The following is a 19,488-nucleotide window of genomic DNA, read 5'->3' as shown; positions in this document are numbered from 1 at the left end:
TGAATATAGTTGAAAAATAACTGATAAAGACGCTACAATATAAAGAAATACTATTTCTCGGTATAAATGTTAGAACTGATTTATCGAACTCATTATTGCACAGGGAGGCTTTACTCGTGACAAAACAAAAAACGTTTTACCTTACTACACCCATTTATTACCCAAGTGGCAATTTGCATATTGGACATGCCTACACAACTGTAGCAGGAGATGCTATGGCTCGCTATAAACGACTACAAGGCTATGATGTGATGTATTTAACTGGAACGGATGAACATGGTCAGAAAATCCAAAAAAAGGCTGAAGAGAAAGGTGTTACACCTCAAGCTTACGTTGATGAGATTGTAAGTGGTATTAAACAACTTTGGCAAAAGCTAGACATCTCATATAATGATTTTATCCGAACTACCGAAACCAGACATAAAGAAGTAGTGGAAAAGATCTTTGACCAATTGCTAAAACAAGGGGATATTTATTTAGATCAGTACGAAGGCTGGTATTGTACGCCTTGTGAATCGTTTTTTACGGAAAGACAGCTTGAGTCAGGACGTTGTCCCGACTGCGGTGGTCCAGTAGAGAAGGTTAAAGAGGAATCTTACTTCTTTAAAATGAGCAAATATGTTGATCGTTTACTTACTTTTTATGATGAGAACCCCCATTTTATTCAACCGGAAAGTCGTAAAAATGAAATGATTAATAACTTTATCAAACCAGGACTAGAAGATTTAGCTGTTTCCAGAACGACTTTTGATTGGGGAATAAAGGTTCCTGGGGATCCAAAACATGTGATTTATGTTTGGATCGATGCCTTATCAAACTATATTACGGCATTAGGCTATGGAAGTGAAGATGACACTGCTTATCAGAAATACTGGCCTGCGAATGTGCATCTTGTCGGAAAGGAAATTGTACGTTTCCATACGATTTACTGGCCAATCATGCTAATGGCATTAGACTTACCGTTACCTAAAAAAGTGTTTGCTCATGGCTGGATTTTAATGAAGGATGGCAAAATGTCTAAATCAAAGGGCAATGTAGTGGACCCTGTCTCTTTAATTGATCGCTATGGTTTAGATGCTTTGCGTTATTACCTATTGCGTGAAGTCCCCTTTGGAGCAGATGGAGTATTTACACCGGAAGGATTTGTAGAACGTGTAAATTATGATCTAGCTAACGATTTAGGTAATTTATTGAATCGAACTGTAGCCATGATTGATCAATACTTTGATGGAGAGATAGCCGATTTTATTGCTGGTGAAAATGAATATGACCAGCAACTAGAGCAGCTTGCAATCGACACTGTGACACAAGTTGAAGCAGCTATGGAAGAGATGGAGTTCAGCGTTGCGTTAGCTTCTATTTGGCAATATGTAAGCCGTACTAATAAATATATTGATGAAACACAACCATGGGTATTGGCAAAAGACCCAGCAAATAAAGAACGTTTAGGAAATGTATTAGCACATTTAACGGATGCGTTACGTCGTATTGCTATTTTGCTCCGTCCATTTTTGACCCAAACGCCAAATGCCATCTTTGCGCAGCTAGGTATTGTGGACGAAGCAGCTAAATCTTGGGCGAGCTTAGTCCGTACCGATATGATCAAGGCAGGAACACGTGTAACTAAGTCAGAGCCTCTCTTCCCACGCCTAGATGTTACTGAAGAAACAGCTGCCATTAAAGCAATGATGCAAAAACCAGTCGTTAAAGAAGAAGCTAAAACTGAACCAAGCAAATCTGAAATTAGCTTTGATGACTTTCTGAAAATCGACTTAAGAGTAGCTGAAATTATTAAAGCTGAAAAGATGAAGAAAGCCGATAAACTTCTTAAGCTTTATGTAGATTTAGGAACTGAAAAACGTCAAATTATCTCTGGAATCGCCCAGCACTATCAACCTGAAGCATTGATAGGGCAAAAGGTTATTTGTGTGACAAACCTTAAACCGGTGAAATTACGTGGCGAGCTTTCACAAGGGATGATTTTAACAGGTGAGGATTCAGAGGGTAACCTAACGTTATCGACCGTTCAAGATTCTTCATTGGCTAATGGGTCTGTTGTTAAGTAATTTAAGTCTAAGAGAAGTTGTTCAAAATGTCACCAAATGATAAGCGTCGCATCTCATTGTTGGCTTGGTTTTGCGCTACTCACGTATTAAAGGGCATACGCTCCGTTGCTCATCCCATCGCCGCCTCGACCTGCTTGCTTCTCATTCGGCTCATTTTGAACACATAAATATAGAAGTTGTTCAAAATGATCACCAAATGATAAGCGTCGCATCTCATTGTTGGCTTGGTTTTGCGCTACTCGCGTATTAAAGGGCATACGCTCCGTTGCTCATCCCATCGCCGCCTCGACCTGCTTGCTTCTCATTCGGCTCATTTTGAACACGTATATAGTAATTTGTATTTCAAGTTTGGCTAGTTTGATAGGAGATTTGATTGTATGTTTTTTGATACCCATGTCCATTTAAATGTTAAACAATTTGATGATGATCAGACTGAAACGATTAACCGTGCTCGTGAAGCGGGAGTAGAGAAGATGGTTGTGGTAGGCTTTGATCATGAAACGATTCCTGAGGCTATTCGTTTAGCTGAGCAGTATCCCTTTATTTATGCAGCGGTAGGATGGCATCCCGTCGATGCCATTGATTTTACAAGTAAAGAGCTAACTTGGTTAGAGGAGTTAGCTCGTCACCCGAAGGTGGTAGCGCTTGGTGAAATGGGTTTAGATTACTACTGGGATAAGTCACCCAAAGATGTTCAGGCTGATGTTTTTAGACAGCAGATCCGTCTAGCGAAAAAGCTAGATATGCCGATCATTATTCATAATAGAGAGGCAACCGAAGATATTATTAAGCTATTGCAAGAGGAAGATGCGGCCTCTGTGGGTGGGATTATGCACTGTTATAATGACTCAAAGGATTATTTACAGGCATGTTTAGCCATGAACTTTTACATTTCATTAGGCGGACCTGTTACTTTTAAAAATGCACCTTTACCTAAAGAAGTTGCCCAGGCTGTACCATTAGATCGGTTGTTAATTGAAACGGATTGTCCGTTTCTAGCACCCCATCCCTACCGAGGTAAGCGGAATGAACCAGCCTATGTTACTTTGGTAGCCAAGCAGATTGCAGCTTTGAGAGATGTCCCTCTGGAAGTTATTGAGAAAGCTACTACTACCAACGCTTTACGCCTTTTTGGGTTGCTGGAAGAAAAGTAAAAGTATAGGATATATTACGTTTATGTAACGAAATCAATAGTCTGTAACCTTTTCTTAAAAAATATGAAATAAGTGATAGTATTATCATCCTAATCGTTGATATACTTATGTTTTTCATTGTAATATTGGCTAAAGCCTGATTTGACAGCCTTTTTGTTCGTTTATTATAATAAGCGCGCGCAACAAAAAGGAGGCAAGAAAGCATGACGTTAAAATCAAAGCTATTGCCAGTATTGAAAAATAAATTTACTATTTCACTTTTAAGTTTATTTGCACTTATATTTATCATTGGTTTTGTTGTTCTTGAAATAACTAAATCTGAGCTTACTGTTACAAAAGATGGTGAAACTGAAACAATCGTAACACGCGCAAAGACAGTGAGAGATTTGTTAGAAGAATTGGAGATAGAAGTTAGTAAACACGACGATTTATCTCATGATTTGGATGCAGAAATTGAATCTGATATGCATATTCAATATAAAAGAGCCAAGCAGTTAAGCTTAATTATCGATGGAGATGAAACGACCCATTATACAACAAAGGAATCTGTCTCCGAGTTCCTTGACACGATTGATGTTGAGGTGAAGGAACATGACGAGTTAAATGTTGCTCAAGAAGCATTAATAGAAGATGATCTGGTAATCACCTTAGATCGTGCCATTCAAATCGTAATTAGAGACGCGGAGCATGAGGAAGAGGTTTGGACCACTGATCGAACGGTTGCCGAGCTACTCGCCTCAGAATCGATTGAGCTTCAGGAATTAGATCGACTTGAACCAGAGGCAAATCAAGAGCTAACAGAAGATATGACGGTTACTATTACTCGTGTTGAAATAGTTAAGGATATTGTTGAGGACGTGCTAGAATTTTCTACTATTAGACGGAATGATAGTTCACTAGCCCAGGGAACTGAAGAAGTAGTTGAGCCAGGGACGAATGGTTTGATTGAAAAAACTTATCAGGTAACACTGGAGAATGGTAAGGAAGCAAAGCGTGAACTCATCTCAGAAGAAGTGAAAAAAGAGAGTGAGCAACGTATTGTGGCCGTGGGTACTAAAGTTATTGAACAGACTGTTTCTCGTGGCGGTTCTAGTCAGAGTCAAACGTCTAGTTCTGACACTATTGTAATGGATGCTACCGCCTACAATTGGAATTGCTCTGGATGTGACGGAAGAGGGCGCACCTCCACAGGCTTCAATCTTAAGGATAACCCTACTGGAACAATTGCTGTAGATCCAAGTGTGATTCCGTTAGGTACTAGAGTTTATATTGAAGGTTATGGCTATGCTGTAGCAAGAGATACAGGTGGCTCAATAAAAGGCAATAAGATTGACATTCATATGCCAACACTTGAAGAAGCTAAAAATTTTGGACGCAAGCAAGTAAAAGTCCAAATATTAGATTAAATCGAAGCCCTTATTAGCGAATATCGTTAACAAGGGCTTTTTTGAGCGTTCAGACAACATCAATTTCTGTTAATGGGAAATATATCATTACACCTGTTTTTCGCCATTAATTTAAGTACGATATGGAGATCAATAAGTAGGTATACTATAATGAATAAGAATACAAAGAGGATTATCGGAGGCCATTCTGTTGAGAATTAAAGAAATTATCGTTGTTGAAGGAAAAGACGATACTGCCAAAATTAAGCAAGTACTTGATGCTGACACAATTGAAACGAACGGTTCTGCTATCGATAAAACGATTTTAGAGCAGATCAAGCATGCAGTTGAAAAACGTGGGGTAATCATTTTTACCGATCCCGATTTTCCGGGTCAGCGGATCAGACATATTATCTCTGAAGCTGTCCCCGGTTGTAAGCATGCCTTTTTAACCAAACAGGAAGCAATAAGCAAGCACGATCGAGGTATAGGGGTCGAGCATGCATCAGCTGCTGCGATTAAACAAGCATTGGCCAGAGTCTATCAGCTTGAAGAGGGAAGCCCATGTTTAATTGAGAAGCAAGATTTATTACACTATGGGTTGATAGGTGGTTCACAAGCAAAGCAACGCCGCCAAAAGTTAACGGATCGCCTGAGGCTAGGTCATGCTAATGGTAAGCAATTATTAAAACGATTAATCATGTTCCGCATTACACGCAAACAACTAGAAGAGGCCATGCTTGCGATCATCGAGGAGGAGGAAGAATGAGTAAAGAGAAAGCCATTGCGACGCCGAGTAAAACGAAGGAGTATTTAAATAAATACGGTTTTACATTTAAAAAGAGTCTAGGTCAGAATTTTATTATTGATGTCAATATTTTATCTAATATTATAAAGTCAGCAGGTATAACTACTTCAATCGGCGCGATTGAAATTGGTCCAGGGATGGGGGCGCTAACTGAACAATTAGCTCAGCATGCAAACCGTGTCGTTGCTTTCGAGATAGATCAACGATTGAAGCCTGTTTTAAATGACACGCTTTCTGATTATGATAATGTGGAAATTATCTTTCAGGATGTACTAAAGACAGACATAGGTCAGGTTATCGCGAATCATTTTATGCCTGGACAAGTCATTAAGATTGTAGCCAACCTGCCTTACTATGTAACAACTCCAATTCTTATGCATATATTAATGGCTCAACTGCCGATTGAAAGCATAACCGTCATGATTCAAAAGGAAGTCGCAGATCGAATGGCTGCTCAGCCTAATAGTAAAAGCTATGGCTCGCTTTCTATAGCTGTACAGTACTATACGGAGGCTAAGGTTATTTTGAATGTGCCTAAAACAGTGTTCATGCCTCAACCTAATGTTGATTCAGCTGTATTGCATCTAGATTTACGAACAAAGCCACCAGTCCATGTCGAAAATGAATCTTATTTCTTTGCTCTTGTTCAAGCAAGTTTTGCCCAAAGAAGAAAAACATTACGGAACAATTTATGCCGCTATTTTAAGGATAAACTTACTAAAGATAAGGTTGAAGTCATCCTCACAAAAGCAAATATTGATGGTTCTCGAAGAGCTGAATCGTTATTAATCGAAGAATTTGCTCAATTAGCAAATCTATTCTATAAACTAGACTAAATTAGCTAGATCCAACCTCTAATGCTTCAGTTGAACGTCTTAATATCCGTTATTGGTTTGAAGCTTTATCGCAGTGTAACTGGCTTTAAGACTCCCGCTACAAGAAATAAGGGAACACGTCATGTCTAAGTGGGAGAACCAACAGCCAGTAACGGCCCGGTTGGTTCAACTAACGTTCACTGGGGGAGAGAGGAAGCTGACTAAGTTCGCGACATCGTGTCGCAACGTCTGCACGAGCACATCCTATGCGTCGAAACCCGACTGAACGAAGTTTCACTTTATTTGTGCAATGCTAATCATCTGGTTGCGGGCCTCACACAATTCTTTTTCTTACATAGGCTATTGTTAGACGAGAGAGGAGGGACTAAGATGAATTTAGCTGTAGGTGATCTGGTTACACGTGTCTCCCATCGACATGATATTTTGTTTCGAATTTGCTCGATTCAAGATTCAATTGCGATTTTACATGGTGAAGATCTACGATTAGAAGCAGACGCACCACTAGATGATCTTGTGAAGGCAACAGATCGTGACGTATTGACACATCAGAAAAATGAGAAAGAACAACTTGATTATTCCTTTCGGTTATTTAGACAGGACTATCAACTTATGAAAGAGAAAAGGACTTATCAGGCCACAGATGGCTATAAGGAAGAAGCAACTTTTTTTCAACTCCCAGCGCGGGTTTTACATCTTGATGGGGATCGACAATACCTAAAAAAATGTATAGACCTTTATCAGCGGCTTGGTCTACAAGTTCATGGTCTTTATATCGAAGAACAGCAAATGCCAACAGAGATTACGGCTTTAATTAAACGTGTACAGCCTGATATTGTGGTTATCACAGGACATGATGCCTTCTCAGAAAAAAAAGGTGGTAAAAATGACTTAAGGGCTTATCGTCATTCACGCTACTTTGTGGAGGCAGTCCGTGAGGCTCGCCGAATCGAAGCCAATTTAGATCAGCTTGTGATATTTGCCGGTGCTTGTCAATCCCATTTCCAATCTTTAATTCGTGCTGGTGCTAATTTTGCTAGCTCTCCTTCAAGAATTAATATTCATGCCTTAGACCCTGTGTATATCACCGCTAAGTTAGCATACACATCATTTATGGATAAAGTCACCGTTTCAGATGTTTTACGGAATACATTAACAGGTGAAAAAGGGTTAGGAGGAGTAGAAACACGTGGTTTTCTACGGACGGGTATGCCTTATTTAGAGGACGAATTGACGGAATAAAAGCCATCAATTTATGCATAGAAAAAAAAGGTTGAGCCATAATACTATCAATGAACTTCTTTCTTCAGGAGGTCAATAGTCATACATGAAATAAATGTATTGACAAACAAAATATATTACTGTTATAATAAAATATTTTGTTGACCTTTTTATTGGTACGTGCTATAATTAAGGAAGTGAGGTGGAGTATAGTGGCGAAAACGTTAGTCGAAATCAAAAGAGGCTTAGATAGCCAAATTGGAAAACGTTTGAAGTTAATTGCAAACGGTGGAAGAAGAAAGACAGTAGAACGTTATGGAACACTTGCAGAAACATATCCATCTGTATTTATTGTAGCCTTAGATCAGGATGAAAATGCATTTGAGCGTGTTTCATACAGCTATGCAGACATTTTAACAGAGACAGTGGAATTAAGCTTTATTGATGACCGAAGTAAGTTGGCGGTTGGAGAGCAGTAATCTATTTACTGCTTTTTTTGTGTCTTTTTTTTGTTAACATAATCAAAAAGGTTTTATACTTAATTAGCAATCTTGTCTGTTTCTAGTAAGGTAAATGAAGCCGTAGAAACCTACTTATAAACAAAACACATTATCACATCTGTAGAGACCTAGCTCAGTGGACAAGTCCTTTTGTGTATCGTACAAAATTGCTGAAGAAGTATACGTTTTATCTAAGGGGGATCATTCTAATGGAAATATATCAAGCTACGATTGAAGATTTAGAGGGAGTAGCCAATTTATTTAATTTGTATCGTATATTTTATCAACAAACATCGGATTTAGAAGCTGCTAAAAGATACATAAAAGCACGTTTGGAAAGAAAAGATTCTGTCATATTCGTTGTTAAAAAGAAACAAGATTATTTAGGGTTTACTCAACTTTATCCGACCTTCTCATCCATATCCATGAAGAAAGACTGGATATTAAATGACTTGTTTGTAGGTGAAGAAGCCAGAAGACAGGGAATAGGAGAAAAGCTTTTGAATAAAGCCAAAAGTTATGCTATAGAAACAGGCGCAAAAAGCATTAGTTTGGAGACAGCATCAGATAATTATCCTGCCCAAAATTTATATAAGAAAAATGGGTATACCCGAGATTTGCAATATTATCATTATCAATTAAGCTTGGCATAATAGACCGATCCTACTAACACGTTACTGTGGCACCTTAATCAAATTCGCCTATTTGTGCCCAGATTTTATCGAACTTCGCTCAATAAATTTCGGCTAAACATCTGTGGGTCCGCCGGCGGCTTTAACTTTATTCAGCTGGGAACCTTCACTGAACGAAAGACAAATAGGCATTGACTCACCACTTATAGCAGTTCGAGACTCCTGCTGAATGAAGCTAAAATCCAAGAAAGAATCCACTTTGATCGTAACCAATCAAACGGATTCTTTTATTTAGATAGTACTAAACTCGGTCATTTTCCCTTTTAGGGGGTTCGTTATGTCTTTTAATTTCCTAGCCTACAAAGAGTTGATGTGTACCTTATTAGAGATAGAGCAATAATTTAAGTAAGTGCTCTCAATTAACTGTCGAAAAACCTACTATTTTTCTACTAAAAATATGTTATGATGTGGTTACTAAAGTGAGTAGGTACATATTAGATTTGTAAGGGTGGAATAGTTATGCGTGTATTTGAAAAAGCACCAGCAAAAATAAATTTGACCTTAGATGTGCTCCATAAGCGCCCTGACCAATATCATGAGGTTGAAATGATTATGACCACAATTGATTTAGCTGATCGTCTAGAGTTTACAGCTATAGACACTAATCAAATTTTGATTGAGTCTGAAAGTAAGTATGTCCCTAATGATGAGCGCAATCTGGCCTATCAAGCAGCTGCTTTAATAAAAGACACATTTAATATTCGTAAAGGTGTTAAAATTAAGATTGATAAGCATATTCCTGTTGCCGCTGGGCTAGCTGGTGGTAGTAGTGATGCAGCCGCAACGTTACGTGGATTGAATCGAGTATGGGATTTAGGTCTATCAACGGAAATGCTGGCTCACCTAGGTGCTCAAATTGGTTCAGATGTTCCCTTTTGTGTCTACAATTCTACGGCAGTTGCAAAAGGACGTGGTGAGAAGATAACAGAATTACCAGCTCCACCTTCCTGCTGGGTTGTATTAGCCAAACCTTCAATAGGTGTATCTACACAATCTATTTACAGCCATTTAGACCTTACAGATATCAAGCATCCAGATACAACAAAAATGATTGAAGCGATCCAAACGAATAATTATCAGATGATGGCAACACTAGTAGGCAATGTTCTTGAGCCAGTGACCATGTCATTATATCAAGAGGTTAGTCAAATTAAAGCACTAATGCTAGCCTCTGGATCTGATGCTGTTTTGATGAGTGGAAGTGGACCAACTGTATTTGCTTTAACTCAACAAGAGAGTCGTGCTGACCGAATTTATAATAGTTTAAGGGGATTTTGCCAAGAGGTATTCGTGGTTAGGATGTTAGGTGTATCCTGACACTTGAATAAATCCGTATATAATGGTATATTTGTTGAAAAATATTCGGTTTTTGAGGTGAAGGAATGAAGAGAAGTGATCGCCTGGTTGGGATGACCCAATACATATTAGATCATCCCATGGAGTTAATTTCGTTACCGTTTTTTTCTGAGCGTTATCAAGCTGCTAAATCATCAATTAGTGAGGATTTAGCGATTATGAATATAATGTTTAAACAAGAGGGGATCGGCTATTTAGAGTCTATTTCTGGTGCTGCTGGGGGGATTCGCTATGTTCCGCGTTATCAACACTCGGAAAGTCAGCAATTTGTTGAGGCTTTAGCTCAACGACTAGAGGATCCTAATCGAATATTGCCAGGTGGCTATTTATTTATGAGTGACATTCTTGGTGAACCAGCGACAGTAAAGAAGATTGGTCAGATCTTTGCAACTGCTTTTGCAACTCTTGGAATTGAAGCCGTTGTCACAGTAGCTACGAAAGGAATACCATTAGCTTATGCCGTTGCACAATATTTAAATGTTCCGGTTGTTATTGTCCGACGTGATCCTAAAGTGACAGAAGGCTCAACGGTCAGCATCAACTATGTCTCGGGCTCATCTAGAAAAATTCAAACAATGGTTCTGACTAAGCGAAGCTTACAGCGCGGAGCCACCGTATGTATCATTGATGACTTTATGAAAGCAGGCGGTACCATTGATGGGATCAGAAATTTACTAGATGAATTTGATGCAAAGGTGGCCGCAATTGGTGTGCTTGCCGAAGCTGAGGATGAGGAAGATGAGCGAATTGTTACGGATTATACCTCTCTACTACAGATATCCAATGTTGATGTGCGAAATCAGCAGATAGAAGTGACTAAAGGCACATATTTTAATAAAAAATAAGTTTAATCTTGCTTAATTTGTGTCCATTTCATGCCTAAATAATGAACAAAAAAAGATTTTTTTCAAAATATATGAAAATAAGCAGGAATTTTGAATTATGTTGTGGAATTAATCTTGTAAAGGCGTTCATTAAGAAAAAGGTGGTGAGCATAATGGAGGTAACAGATGTGAGATTACGCCGTGTTTCAAGTGATAGTAGAATGAAAGCCATTGCTTCTATTACATTGGATCAGGAATTTGTTATTCATGATATTCGGGTTATAGATGGAAACAATGGTTTGTTTGTAGCTATGCCGTCAAAGCGAACACCGGATGGAGAATTTCGAGATATTGCCCATCCAATCAATGCTAATATGCGCGCGAAAATTCAGGATGCCGTTTTAACAAAGTACAATGAAGCAGATCAACCGAAAGTTGCGCTAGAAGAAGCAGGGGTCTCTTAAATAATTAAATCTCTAAATTAAAAGTCTAATCGTCTGATTAGGCTTTTTGTGTGCGATAACCTTCATATGTAAACTTATATTGAAATGCACGTCCTTTTAAGATATATTCTTTAGTGGTATAATTTTTATGACATTTTTATTTATGAGCGGAGGCTGTAATTAATGGTTAATAAATATGCGATTGTATTAGCTGCAGGTCAAGGAACGCGAATGAAGTCCAAGTTATACAAGGTGCTTCATCCGGTTATGGGTAAACCTATGGTGCAGCATGTAATAGATCAGCTCCAAGCTTTGAATTTGGATAAAATAATTACTATTGTAGGTTATGGAGCAGAGCAGGTTAAGCAACAGCTAGGTTCAGCATCAGAGTTTGTTGTACAAAAGGAACAACTAGGAACTGGACATGCTGTTTTGCAAGCTAAATCACTTCTAGCCGATAAAAAAGGTGTGACCGTTGTTGTTTGTGGAGATACACCACTATTAACAGCCGAAACGTTAGAGCAATTATTTAACTATCATCAAGAAAACCAGGCCAAAGTAACCGTATTAACAACAATGGTAGATGAGCCCGCTGGTTATGGCCGCATTGTTCGTGATCAAGATAACAACCTTGCCAAGATCGTAGAACAAAAGGATGCGACAACAGAGGAGCTAGCGATTAAGGAAATCAATACTGGTACATACTGCTTTGATAATAAAGTGCTTTTTGAGGCATTAGCGCATGTATCAAATGATAATAAGCAGGGAGAATATTATTTGCCAGATGTTATAGAGATTGCTCAGGCAAATGGTGATAAAGTTGCGGCATTTTCGGCTAAGGATTCGAATGAGACGATAGGGATTAATGACCGTGTAGCATTAGCCCAAGCAGAAAAGCTAATGAAGCAACGGATTAACAGACAACATATGCAAAATGGAGTTACAATTCTAGACCCTGAACAAACCTATATTGGACCTGATGTAGAGATTGATCCAGATGTCGTTATTGAACCAGGGTCAATTTTAAAAGGTGTTACTAAAATTGGCGCAGATTCCATGATTGGTCCCCATAGTGAGATTGTAGATAGTACGATTGGAGAAAGCTCTAAAATAACGCATAGTGTTGTTTATCATAGTGACATTGGCTCCCGAGTAAATATTGGTCCATTTGCTCATATTCGTCCTGCCTCTCAAATTAAAGATGATGTAAAAATTGGTAATTTTGTAGAAGTTAAAAAGTCTATCATTGAGGAAACGAGTAAAGTTTCGCATTTAAGCTATATTGGTGATGCTGAGATTGGCAAAAATGTGAATGTAGGCTGTGGAAGTATTACCGTTAATTATGACGGTGAGAACAAATTTTTAACTAAAATTGAGGATGATGTTTTTATTGGTTGTAATACCAATTTAATTGCTCCAGTCACAATTGGTCAAGGAGCCATTGTTGCTGCAGGTTCAACGATCAATAAAGATGTACCTTCAGAAGCCTTATCGATTGCACGAGCAAAGCAAGTTAATAAAGATGATTATGCGAAAAAATTTAATAAATTATTAAAATAGATTAAATGGGGGTTTGACTAAATGTCAACGGGTTATCAAGATCGAACTTTGAAAGTTTTTACGCTAAATTCTAATCCAAAGCTGGCAGCAGAAATCGCCGATCAAATTGGCGTCCCACTAGGAAAATGCTCCGTTTCAAGCTTTAGCGATGGAGAAATTCAAATAAATATCGAGGAAAGTGTAAGAGGGTGTGATGTCTATGTGGTTCAATCCACAAGTGCACCTGTAAATCAGCATATTATGGAATTGTTAATCATGATTGATGCTTTAAAACGGGCTTCTGCTGCGACAATTAATGTTGTTATCCCGTATTATGGGTATGCACGTCAAGATCGAAAAGCTCGTGCTCGTGAACCGATTACAGCTAAGCTAGTTGCTGATATACTTCAAGTTGCTGGTGCTTCACGTGTGATAACACTGGATTTACATGCACCACAAATTCAAGGGTTTTTTAATATTCCTGTCGATCAGCTTGTTGGGGTACCTATATTAGGCGATTATTGGAGTTCTAAAGGGTTGGATGATATTGTGGTCGTTTCTCCAGATCATGGAGGAGTCTCTCGAGCACGTCAATTAGCTGAACGGTTAAAAGCCCCTATTGCTATTATTGATAAACGGCGACCTCGTCCCAATGTGGCAGAAGTGATGAATATCGTAGGTCAAGTCAAAGGGAAAACAGCTATTCTTATTGATGATATGATTGATACAGCAGGTACAATTAGCTTAGCAGCAGATGCTTTAATGGAGAACGGTGCAACACAAGTGTATGCATGCTGCACTCACCCTGTATTATCAGGACCAGCAATGGATCGGATTGCTAATTCATCCATTAAGGAGCTTGTTGTAACCAATTCGATTCCATTACCGAAACAAAAGCAAACAGAGCAGGTTGTAACTTTATCGGTAGCTCCATTAATTAGTGAAGCTATTATTCGAGTTCACGAACAACTATCTGTTAGTGTGCTATTTGATTAATTTTACAAAAACAGGTTTAACTTAATCCATGTTAGGGAACTGTAACCATTAGAATCGTTTTTAAATCCAAAAGAGGCTACCTGCACTTTGTGGTGTAGCTGATAGATGAAAATATTGGAGGTCGAGGAAGATGGCAGTTACACTGAAAGCAGATCGTAGAGAGAACCTATCTAAATCTAGCACGAAACGCTTACGACACCAAGGATTTATCCCAGCTATTGTTTACGGCAAGAAGCAAGCCCCCATTACTGTATCTGTAAATAGCATCGATTTAGTGAAGACCGTACGTGACCAAGGGAAAAATGCAGTTATATCATTGGATTTAGGTGAGCAGAACGTTGATGTTATGCTCCATGATTATCAAGTTGAGCCGATTAATGACCAATTAATACACGCTGACTTTTATGTTGTCGACATGTCACAGGAAATTGACGTCATGGTGCCTGTTCGTGTTACTGGAGATGCACAAGGGGTCAAGGATGGTGGTGTCTTACAACAACCACTGTACGAACTTTCGGTTAGAGCTAAGCCTGCTCAGATCCCGGAAGAAATTACCGTGGATATAACCGGATTAAACATTGGAGACTCTGTAGTCGTCTCAGACTTAAAAGATAGTGGGGACTACGAGGTATTAGATGACGATAACATGACCATTGTAACGGTCACAGCACCAGATGTAGAAGTTGTAGAACCAGTAGATGAAGACGAAGCTGCTGAACCAGAGCTAGTCGAACAAAAAGGTGATAGTAAAGAGGAATAGCATATTTATTTATAGATAAGCATCTGAGAGATACAATCGGGAGAAGCATTTTAAGCGAGTCTCCCGATTTTTGTGCTGGTTTGTGTTTTGAACAATTTTCTACCACACGCCTACTGTTATTATAGACTTTCGAGATAGCAGGATAATAATGCTAGTTAAAAACCTGATTTGGGCTATGACCATGTTTTAATATTTATATCGCAATATTTGACTTGATGATGAAAAAGCGAGTAAAATAATAGCCATATATAAATGTGAAAGATGGGGAATCGAATGAAGTGTATTGTTGGATTGGGTAATCCCGGTAGAAAATATCGTCAAACCCGTCACAATGTTGGGTTTATGGTGTTAGAAGAGTTGGCTAAGCGACACGGTTGGTCACTACAAAAAAAGAAATTCAATAGTCACTACACTGTAGAAACAATCGAAGATGAAAGAATCTTATTACTTGAGCCACAAACTTATATGAATTTGTCTGGTGAAGCGGTAAAACCAATCATGGATTTTTATAATATATCCATTGATCAACTCCTTGTTATTTACGATGATCTAGATTTACCAACAGGTAAAATTAGATTAAGACAATCCGGTGGTCATGGCGGACATAATGGGATGAGATCGATCATCGATCATATTAATAGTAAACAATTTAATCGAATTAGGATTGGGATTGATCGCCCGGATTTAGATGTTGCGATAACAGATTATGTATTGGGGAAATTTAGTAAAGAACAAAAACCGCTAATAGAAGAGAGTATTAAGAGATCTGCTGATGCTTGTGAAGCCTGGCTTTCTACTCCTTTCATTGAGGTTATGAATGAATTTAATGGATAGACATATAATTTACTAAATGTATAAGTGATTCCGATTAGGATACACTAGTAGCAGTGTTATTCTAGGAGGGATTAGTTATGCGAGTTCATTATCGATGTAAACATTGTCAGTCATCGATTGCTCAACTTAATCATGACCGTTTAAATTTAGATCAATTAGGTTTTAAGCATGTAGCACCCGAACAAAGAAATCACATGATTAAGCAACATAGTGTCAACGATGTTGAGGTCTTTGTCATTTGCGAAAGCTGTGAATCAGCTTTATATAAATTTCCTATTTACCATGAATTAGATTATTTTATTCATTAGGGATAGTCATAAGAAACACCAAGCTTTGGTTTTATAAACCAAGGCGTTTTTGTACGTTGCTTATTAGATCGTTAACAAGCACGTAGTCACAAGCCGAATGAAAAGCGATCTTATCATTCAGTGAAATGTAAATAACCTCTGAAAGGATGCTTGACTTAAACTCTAGCTAGATTTTAAGTCAAGGTCAGATAGCTATGAGGTAAAGGTAGTCATGAACTACTATTGGGAGGAAAATGGATGAAAGGGATTAATCATTTTATTATTAAACAGGACGATGTCCAATCAATTGTTTCAGGCTTAAATACGCACTTAAAGGAACAGCTTATTACAGGCTTATCCGGGTCAGCTAGAAGTGTTTGGATATCGAGTATTCATCAGGAGATGCAACAACCTGTTCTTATTATTACCAATCAGTTAATTCAAGCTCAGCAATTATATGACGATTTAGTTGAATTATTAGAACCTGAACAGGTTCATCTATACCCAGTTAATGAGCTTCTGGCTGCTGAACTGTCGATTTCTAGTCCTGAACTTAGAAGTCAGCGAATCTCTGCGCTTTCCTCTTGGACCCAGCAAAAGAACAGCATACTAATTGCCCCTGTTGCTGCTTTAAAACGGATTCTGCCTCCATTAGACTATTGGCAGCATTTTAGACTATCTTTCCAAGTAGGAAAAGAGATTAATATTGAGGAATATCTTGTACAACTCATTCAAATGGGCTACGAGCGGGTAGAGATGGTATCAAGTCCAGGCGAATTTAGTATGCGAGGTGGTATCATTGACATATACCCGATTACTGAGGTAAACCCGCTACGGATTGAGTTGTTTGATAACGAAATCGATTCGATTCGCTATTTTGATGCGACTACTCAACGTTCGCTAGAGAAGCTTAGTGAGATTGTAGTCTTACCCATAACAGAAATGCTGTTAACCCATCAAGACATGACTCGAGCCTCAAATCGACTAGAAGAGGCATTAGCTAGAACAGTAAGTAAAATGGAAAATTCTGCTAAAGAACAGCTTTATGATCTAATCAGTCATGATATTAGCCGGCTACAAGCCCATGAAAAATTTGAGGACATGTACAAGTATGGTCATTACTTCTATGAGTCTTCTACGAGTTTACTAGATTATTTACCATCAAATGGTTATATGATTTTAGATGAAATTGGGCGTATTCAAGAATCAGCGCAAAATTTAGATAAAGAAGAAGCAGAATGGCTAGAATCAATGCTCGCTGAATACAAGATGGTTAGAGATTTGACCCTATCATTTGATTGGAATTATATCTGGCACCATATGTCACACCCAAAGGTATACCTCTCTGTCTTTTTGCGTCATGTTGCCAATACAGCACCACAAAATATCGTGAACGTATCTAGTCGGGCTATGCAACAATTCCATGGTCAAATGCACTTGTTGCAAAATGAAATGAAGCGTTGGCAAAAGGGGGACTACTCTGTCGTCTTTTTAGCCCAAACACCAAAGCGTGCCGAAAAAGTACGAGGTATCTTAGCTGATTATCAAATTGAAACAAATCTATCTGATGAAACCACGCGTTTACCGATTAAGCAACCCGTTGTCATGGTCGGTACACTCGCAACAGGATTTGAATTGCCACTTCATAAACTAGCGGTCCTAACTGAGCAGGAGTTATTTAAATCGAACACAACGAGGAGAAGGCAGCGAAAACAAAAGCTTTCCAATGCTGAACGAATCAAAAGCTACCAGGAGCTTAAAGTCGGTGACTATGTTGTTCACGTTAACCATGGAATTGGACGTTTTGTGGGGATAGAGACTCTTGAGGTTCAAGAGATCCATAAAGATTTCATGTTGATTAAGTATAATGGTGATGACAAGCTCTTTGTACCAATCGATCAGATTGATCTTGTTCAAAAGTATGTGGGCTCAGAGGGCAAGGAGCCTAAGCTTTACAAGCTTGGTGGATCAGAATGGAAAAAGGTGAAAAGCAAGGTTCAATCCAAAGTAGAGGATATTGCCGATGACTTAATTAAATTATATGCAGAGCGTGAAGCGACTAAGGGCTATGCTTTTGGTGAGGACACTGTTCTACAAAGGGAATTTGAAGATGCTTTTCCATATCAAGAAACAGAGGATCAGCTTCGTTGTATTGAGGAAATAAAACAAGATATGCAAAAATCAAGACCGATGGATCGTCTATTATGTGGAGATGTAGGTTATGGAAAAACAGAGGTTGCCATTAGGGCTGCTTTTAAAGCTATTTTAGAGGGGAAGCAAGTCGCCATTTTAGTTCCGACAACGATACTTGCTCAACAGCACTATGATACAATTCTAGAGCGTTTTCAGGATTATCCGATTGAAATTGGCATGTTAAGTCGCTTTAGATCGAAAAAGCAACAATCAGAAACGTTGAAGGGATTAAAAGAGGGAGTCGTAGACTTGGTAATTGGTACACACCGTCTACTGTCTAAGGATGTTCAATATAAAGATTTAGGACTGTTAGTTGTCGATGAAGAGCAACGTTTTGGTGTTAAACATAAAGAAAAAATTAAGCAATTAAAAACGAATGTTGATGTCTTAACTTTAACAGCAACACCGATTCCACGTACTCTCCATATGTCTATGTTAGGTGTGCGAGACCTATCTGTTATTGAGACACCACCTGCCAATCGTTTTCCGATCCAGACGTATGTGTTAGAGTATAATCCGCTCTTTTTAAGAGAAGCGATAGAAAGAGAAATGGGCCGAGGAGGACAAGTGTTCTTCTTATATAATCGTGTGGAGAATATTGAACAAAAAGCTCAAGAGATTGAAATGCTTGTTCCAGATGTTCGTGTTGCAGTAGCGCATGGTCAGATGAACGAAACAGAGCTTGAAAATGTTATGTTGGCATTTTTAGCTGGTGAGTATGATGTATTGGTGAGTACAACCATTATTGAGACAGGTGTCGATATTCCAAATGTAAACACATTGATTGTAGATAATGCAGACCGTATGGGTCTAAGTCAACTTTATCAATTAAGAGGAAGGGTTGGACGCAGTAATCGAATTGCCTACGCCTATTTTACTTATCAAAGAAATAAAGTATTAACAGAAGTGGCTGAAAAAAGATTGCAGGCTATAAAAGAGTTTACGGAATTAGGATCAGGGTTTAAAATAGCAATGAGAGACCTATCAATTAGAGGTGCTGGTAACATTTTAGGAGCACAGCAACATGGATTTATTGATTCAGTAGGTTTTGACCTCTACTCTGAAATGCTAAAAGAAGCTATTGAAAAAAGGAAAACAGGGCAAGACCAACTCCAAAATAGGCAACCAGAGCCTGAGCTTAACCTAATGGTAGATGCCTATATTCCGGATAAATACATTAGAGATGGGAAGCAGAAGATCAACATGTATAAGCGATTCCAAGCTGTCGATTCGATCGAAGGCATAGCAGATATTGAGGATGAGCTGATTGATCGCTTTGGAGACTACCCAGAAGAGGTAGGTAAATTAATTGATGTTACACGCCTGAAAATATTGGCAAAGAAACAACATGTTGAATCAATAAAAGAACAGAAGCAAAAGATTGTTGTTATACTGGACGAAATAGGAAGCCAACAGATTGATGGCGAAAAATTATTTCAATATGCCTCTGATTTTGGTAGAATGATTTTGCTTGGTACAGAGCAAAATAAATTAAAAATAACCTTTAGCTGGTCCAAAAAAACTGTGCCTGACCGCTATCAATATCTGCGCTCATTTATTCAAGAACTAGAAAATTTAAAACAATAATTATGTATAG

General features: G+C 38.4%; 18 protein-coding genes. 17 read left to right on the top strand and 1 reads right to left on the bottom strand.

Annotation, left to right across the window (positions count from 1 at the left end; genetic code table 11):
- Window positions 1-116 precede the first annotated feature (116 nt).
- Window positions 117-2,066 (top strand): methionine--tRNA ligase, encoded by a 1,950-nt coding sequence (gene metG, locus ASE01S_RS09165; RefSeq protein ID WP_067841305.1) that lies wholly within the window; start codon window positions 117-119, stop codon window positions 2,064-2,066.
- Between the two features lie 86 nt (window positions 2,067-2,152).
- On the opposite strand, the gene ASE01S_RS15810 is transcribed toward metG, so the two are convergent.
- On the bottom strand, window positions 2,153-2,323 hold the full coding sequence (locus ASE01S_RS15810; RefSeq protein ID WP_157065181.1) for a hypothetical protein: 171 nt from the start codon (window positions 2,321-2,323) through the stop codon (window positions 2,153-2,155).
- 120 nt (window positions 2,324-2,443) lie between these two features.
- Here ASE01S_RS15810 and ASE01S_RS09160 point away from each other — a divergent pair, with 120 nt between their 5' ends.
- From ASE01S_RS09160 to mfd, 16 genes are all read left to right on the top strand, one after another.
- A complete protein-coding gene (locus ASE01S_RS09160) occupies window positions 2,444-3,220 on the top strand; it encodes a TatD family hydrolase (RefSeq protein WP_067841303.1) in 777 nt (258 codons plus the stop codon).
- Between the two features lie 203 nt (window positions 3,221-3,423).
- A complete protein-coding gene (locus tag ASE01S_RS09155; RefSeq protein ID WP_067841300.1) occupies window positions 3,424-4,626 on the top strand; it encodes a resuscitation-promoting factor in 1,203 nt (400 codons plus the stop codon).
- 190 nt (window positions 4,627-4,816) lie between these two features.
- On the top strand, window positions 4,817-5,374 hold the full coding sequence (gene rnmV / locus ASE01S_RS09150) for a ribonuclease M5 (protein ID WP_067841298.1): 558 nt from the start codon (window positions 4,817-4,819) through the stop codon (window positions 5,372-5,374).
- On the top strand, window positions 5,371-6,249 hold the full coding sequence (gene rsmA, locus ASE01S_RS09145; RefSeq protein ID WP_067841296.1) for a 16S rRNA (adenine(1518)-N(6)/adenine(1519)-N(6))-dimethyltransferase RsmA: 879 nt from the start codon (window positions 5,371-5,373) through the stop codon (window positions 6,247-6,249). The genes rnmV and rsmA overlap by 4 nt, the downstream gene beginning before the upstream one ends.
- Before the next feature lie 369 nt (window positions 6,250-6,618).
- Complete coding sequence (yabG, locus tag ASE01S_RS09140) at window positions 6,619-7,488, top strand: sporulation peptidase YabG (protein WP_067841294.1); 870 nt, start codon at window positions 6,619-6,621, stop codon at window positions 7,486-7,488.
- 191 nt (window positions 7,489-7,679) lie between these two features.
- Complete coding sequence (veg, locus tag ASE01S_RS09135) at window positions 7,680-7,946, top strand: biofilm formation stimulator Veg (RefSeq protein WP_067841291.1); 267 nt, start codon at window positions 7,680-7,682, stop codon at window positions 7,944-7,946.
- Window positions 7,947-8,176: 230 nt separating this feature from the next.
- Window positions 8,177-8,620, top strand: coding sequence for a GNAT family N-acetyltransferase (locus ASE01S_RS09130; protein WP_067841289.1), 444 nt, complete (start codon window positions 8,177-8,179; stop codon window positions 8,618-8,620).
- A gap of 498 nt (window positions 8,621-9,118) precedes the next feature.
- Entirely contained in the window at window positions 9,119-9,976 is an 858-nt protein-coding gene (gene ispE / locus ASE01S_RS09125; protein WP_067841287.1) for a 4-(cytidine 5'-diphospho)-2-C-methyl-D-erythritol kinase, read from the top strand.
- 65 nt (window positions 9,977-10,041) lie between these two features.
- On the top strand, window positions 10,042-10,860 hold the full coding sequence (gene purR / locus ASE01S_RS09120; RefSeq protein ID WP_067841285.1) for a pur operon repressor: 819 nt from the start codon (window positions 10,042-10,044) through the stop codon (window positions 10,858-10,860).
- 152 nt (window positions 10,861-11,012) lie between these two features.
- Window positions 11,013-11,303: a septation regulator SpoVG gene (gene spoVG, locus ASE01S_RS09115; RefSeq protein ID WP_067841283.1), complete on the top strand. Its 291-nt coding sequence runs from the start codon at window positions 11,013-11,015 to the stop codon at window positions 11,301-11,303.
- Window positions 11,304-11,465: 162 nt separating this feature from the next.
- Entirely contained in the window at window positions 11,466-12,842 is a 1,377-nt protein-coding gene (gene glmU / locus ASE01S_RS09110; protein WP_067841281.1) for a bifunctional UDP-N-acetylglucosamine diphosphorylase/glucosamine-1-phosphate N-acetyltransferase GlmU, read from the top strand.
- A 21-nt stretch (window positions 12,843-12,863) separates the two neighbouring features.
- Window positions 12,864-13,817, top strand: coding sequence for a ribose-phosphate diphosphokinase (locus tag ASE01S_RS09105; RefSeq protein WP_067841279.1), 954 nt, complete (start codon window positions 12,864-12,866; stop codon window positions 13,815-13,817).
- Window positions 13,818-13,947: 130 nt separating this feature from the next.
- On the top strand, window positions 13,948-14,577 hold the full coding sequence (locus ASE01S_RS09100) for a 50S ribosomal protein L25/general stress protein Ctc (protein WP_067841276.1): 630 nt from the start codon (window positions 13,948-13,950) through the stop codon (window positions 14,575-14,577).
- 273 nt (window positions 14,578-14,850) lie between these two features.
- Window positions 14,851-15,411: an aminoacyl-tRNA hydrolase gene (gene pth, locus ASE01S_RS09095; protein ID WP_067841274.1), complete on the top strand. Its 561-nt coding sequence runs from the start codon at window positions 14,851-14,853 to the stop codon at window positions 15,409-15,411.
- Window positions 15,412-15,488: 77 nt separating this feature from the next.
- Window positions 15,489-15,719, top strand: a complete 231-nt coding sequence (locus ASE01S_RS09090; protein WP_067841272.1) for an anti-sigma-F factor Fin — start codon at window positions 15,489-15,491, stop codon at window positions 15,717-15,719.
- Between the two features lie 237 nt (window positions 15,720-15,956).
- On the top strand, window positions 15,957-19,478 hold the full coding sequence (gene mfd / locus ASE01S_RS09085) for a transcription-repair coupling factor (RefSeq protein ID WP_067841270.1): 3,522 nt from the start codon (window positions 15,957-15,959) through the stop codon (window positions 19,476-19,478).
- Window positions 19,479-19,488: the final 10 nt, after the last annotated feature.

This window comes from Amphibacillus sediminis NBRC 103570 (genome assembly GCF_001552275.1).
Lineage (GTDB): Bacteria > Bacillota > Bacilli > Bacillales > Amphibacillaceae > Amphibacillus_B > Amphibacillus_B sediminis.
Note: the sequence above shows the minus strand (reverse complement) of the source record. Positions and strands in the feature narration are given on the sequence as shown.

Bases quoted from the DNA above. Each gene is read 5' to 3' on its own strand.
- ASE01S_RS15810 (WP_157065181.1), bottom strand. From the start codon at position 2,323: ATGCCCTTTAATACGCGAGTAGCGCAAAACCAAGCCAACAATGAGATG.
- ASE01S_RS09160 (WP_067841303.1), top strand. From the start codon at position 2,444: ATGTTTTTTGATACCCATGTCCATTTAAATGTTAAACAATTTGATGAT.
- ASE01S_RS09155 (WP_067841300.1), top strand. From the start codon at position 3,424: ATGACGTTAAAATCAAAGCTATTGCCAGTATTGAAAAATAAATTTACT.
- rsmA (WP_067841296.1), top strand. From the start codon at position 5,371: ATGAGTAAAGAGAAAGCCATTGCGACGCCGAGTAAAACGAAGGAGTAT.
- yabG (WP_067841294.1), top strand. From the start codon at position 6,619: ATGAATTTAGCTGTAGGTGATCTGGTTACACGTGTCTCCCATCGACAT.
- ASE01S_RS09130 (WP_067841289.1), top strand. From the start codon at position 8,177: ATGGAAATATATCAAGCTACGATTGAAGATTTAGAGGGAGTAGCCAAT.
- ispE (WP_067841287.1), top strand. From the start codon at position 9,119: ATGCGTGTATTTGAAAAAGCACCAGCAAAAATAAATTTGACCTTAGAT.
- purR (WP_067841285.1), top strand. From the start codon at position 10,042: ATGAAGAGAAGTGATCGCCTGGTTGGGATGACCCAATACATATTAGAT.
- spoVG (WP_067841283.1), top strand. From the start codon at position 11,013: ATGGAGGTAACAGATGTGAGATTACGCCGTGTTTCAAGTGATAGTAGA.
- glmU (WP_067841281.1), top strand. From the start codon at position 11,466: ATGGTTAATAAATATGCGATTGTATTAGCTGCAGGTCAAGGAACGCGA.
- ASE01S_RS09105 (WP_067841279.1), top strand. From the start codon at position 12,864: ATGTCAACGGGTTATCAAGATCGAACTTTGAAAGTTTTTACGCTAAAT.
- ASE01S_RS09100 (WP_067841276.1), top strand. From the start codon at position 13,948: ATGGCAGTTACACTGAAAGCAGATCGTAGAGAGAACCTATCTAAATCT.
- pth (WP_067841274.1), top strand. From the start codon at position 14,851: ATGAAGTGTATTGTTGGATTGGGTAATCCCGGTAGAAAATATCGTCAA.
- ASE01S_RS09090 (WP_067841272.1), top strand. From the start codon at position 15,489: ATGCGAGTTCATTATCGATGTAAACATTGTCAGTCATCGATTGCTCAA.
- mfd (WP_067841270.1), top strand. From the start codon at position 15,957: ATGAAAGGGATTAATCATTTTATTATTAAACAGGACGATGTCCAATCA.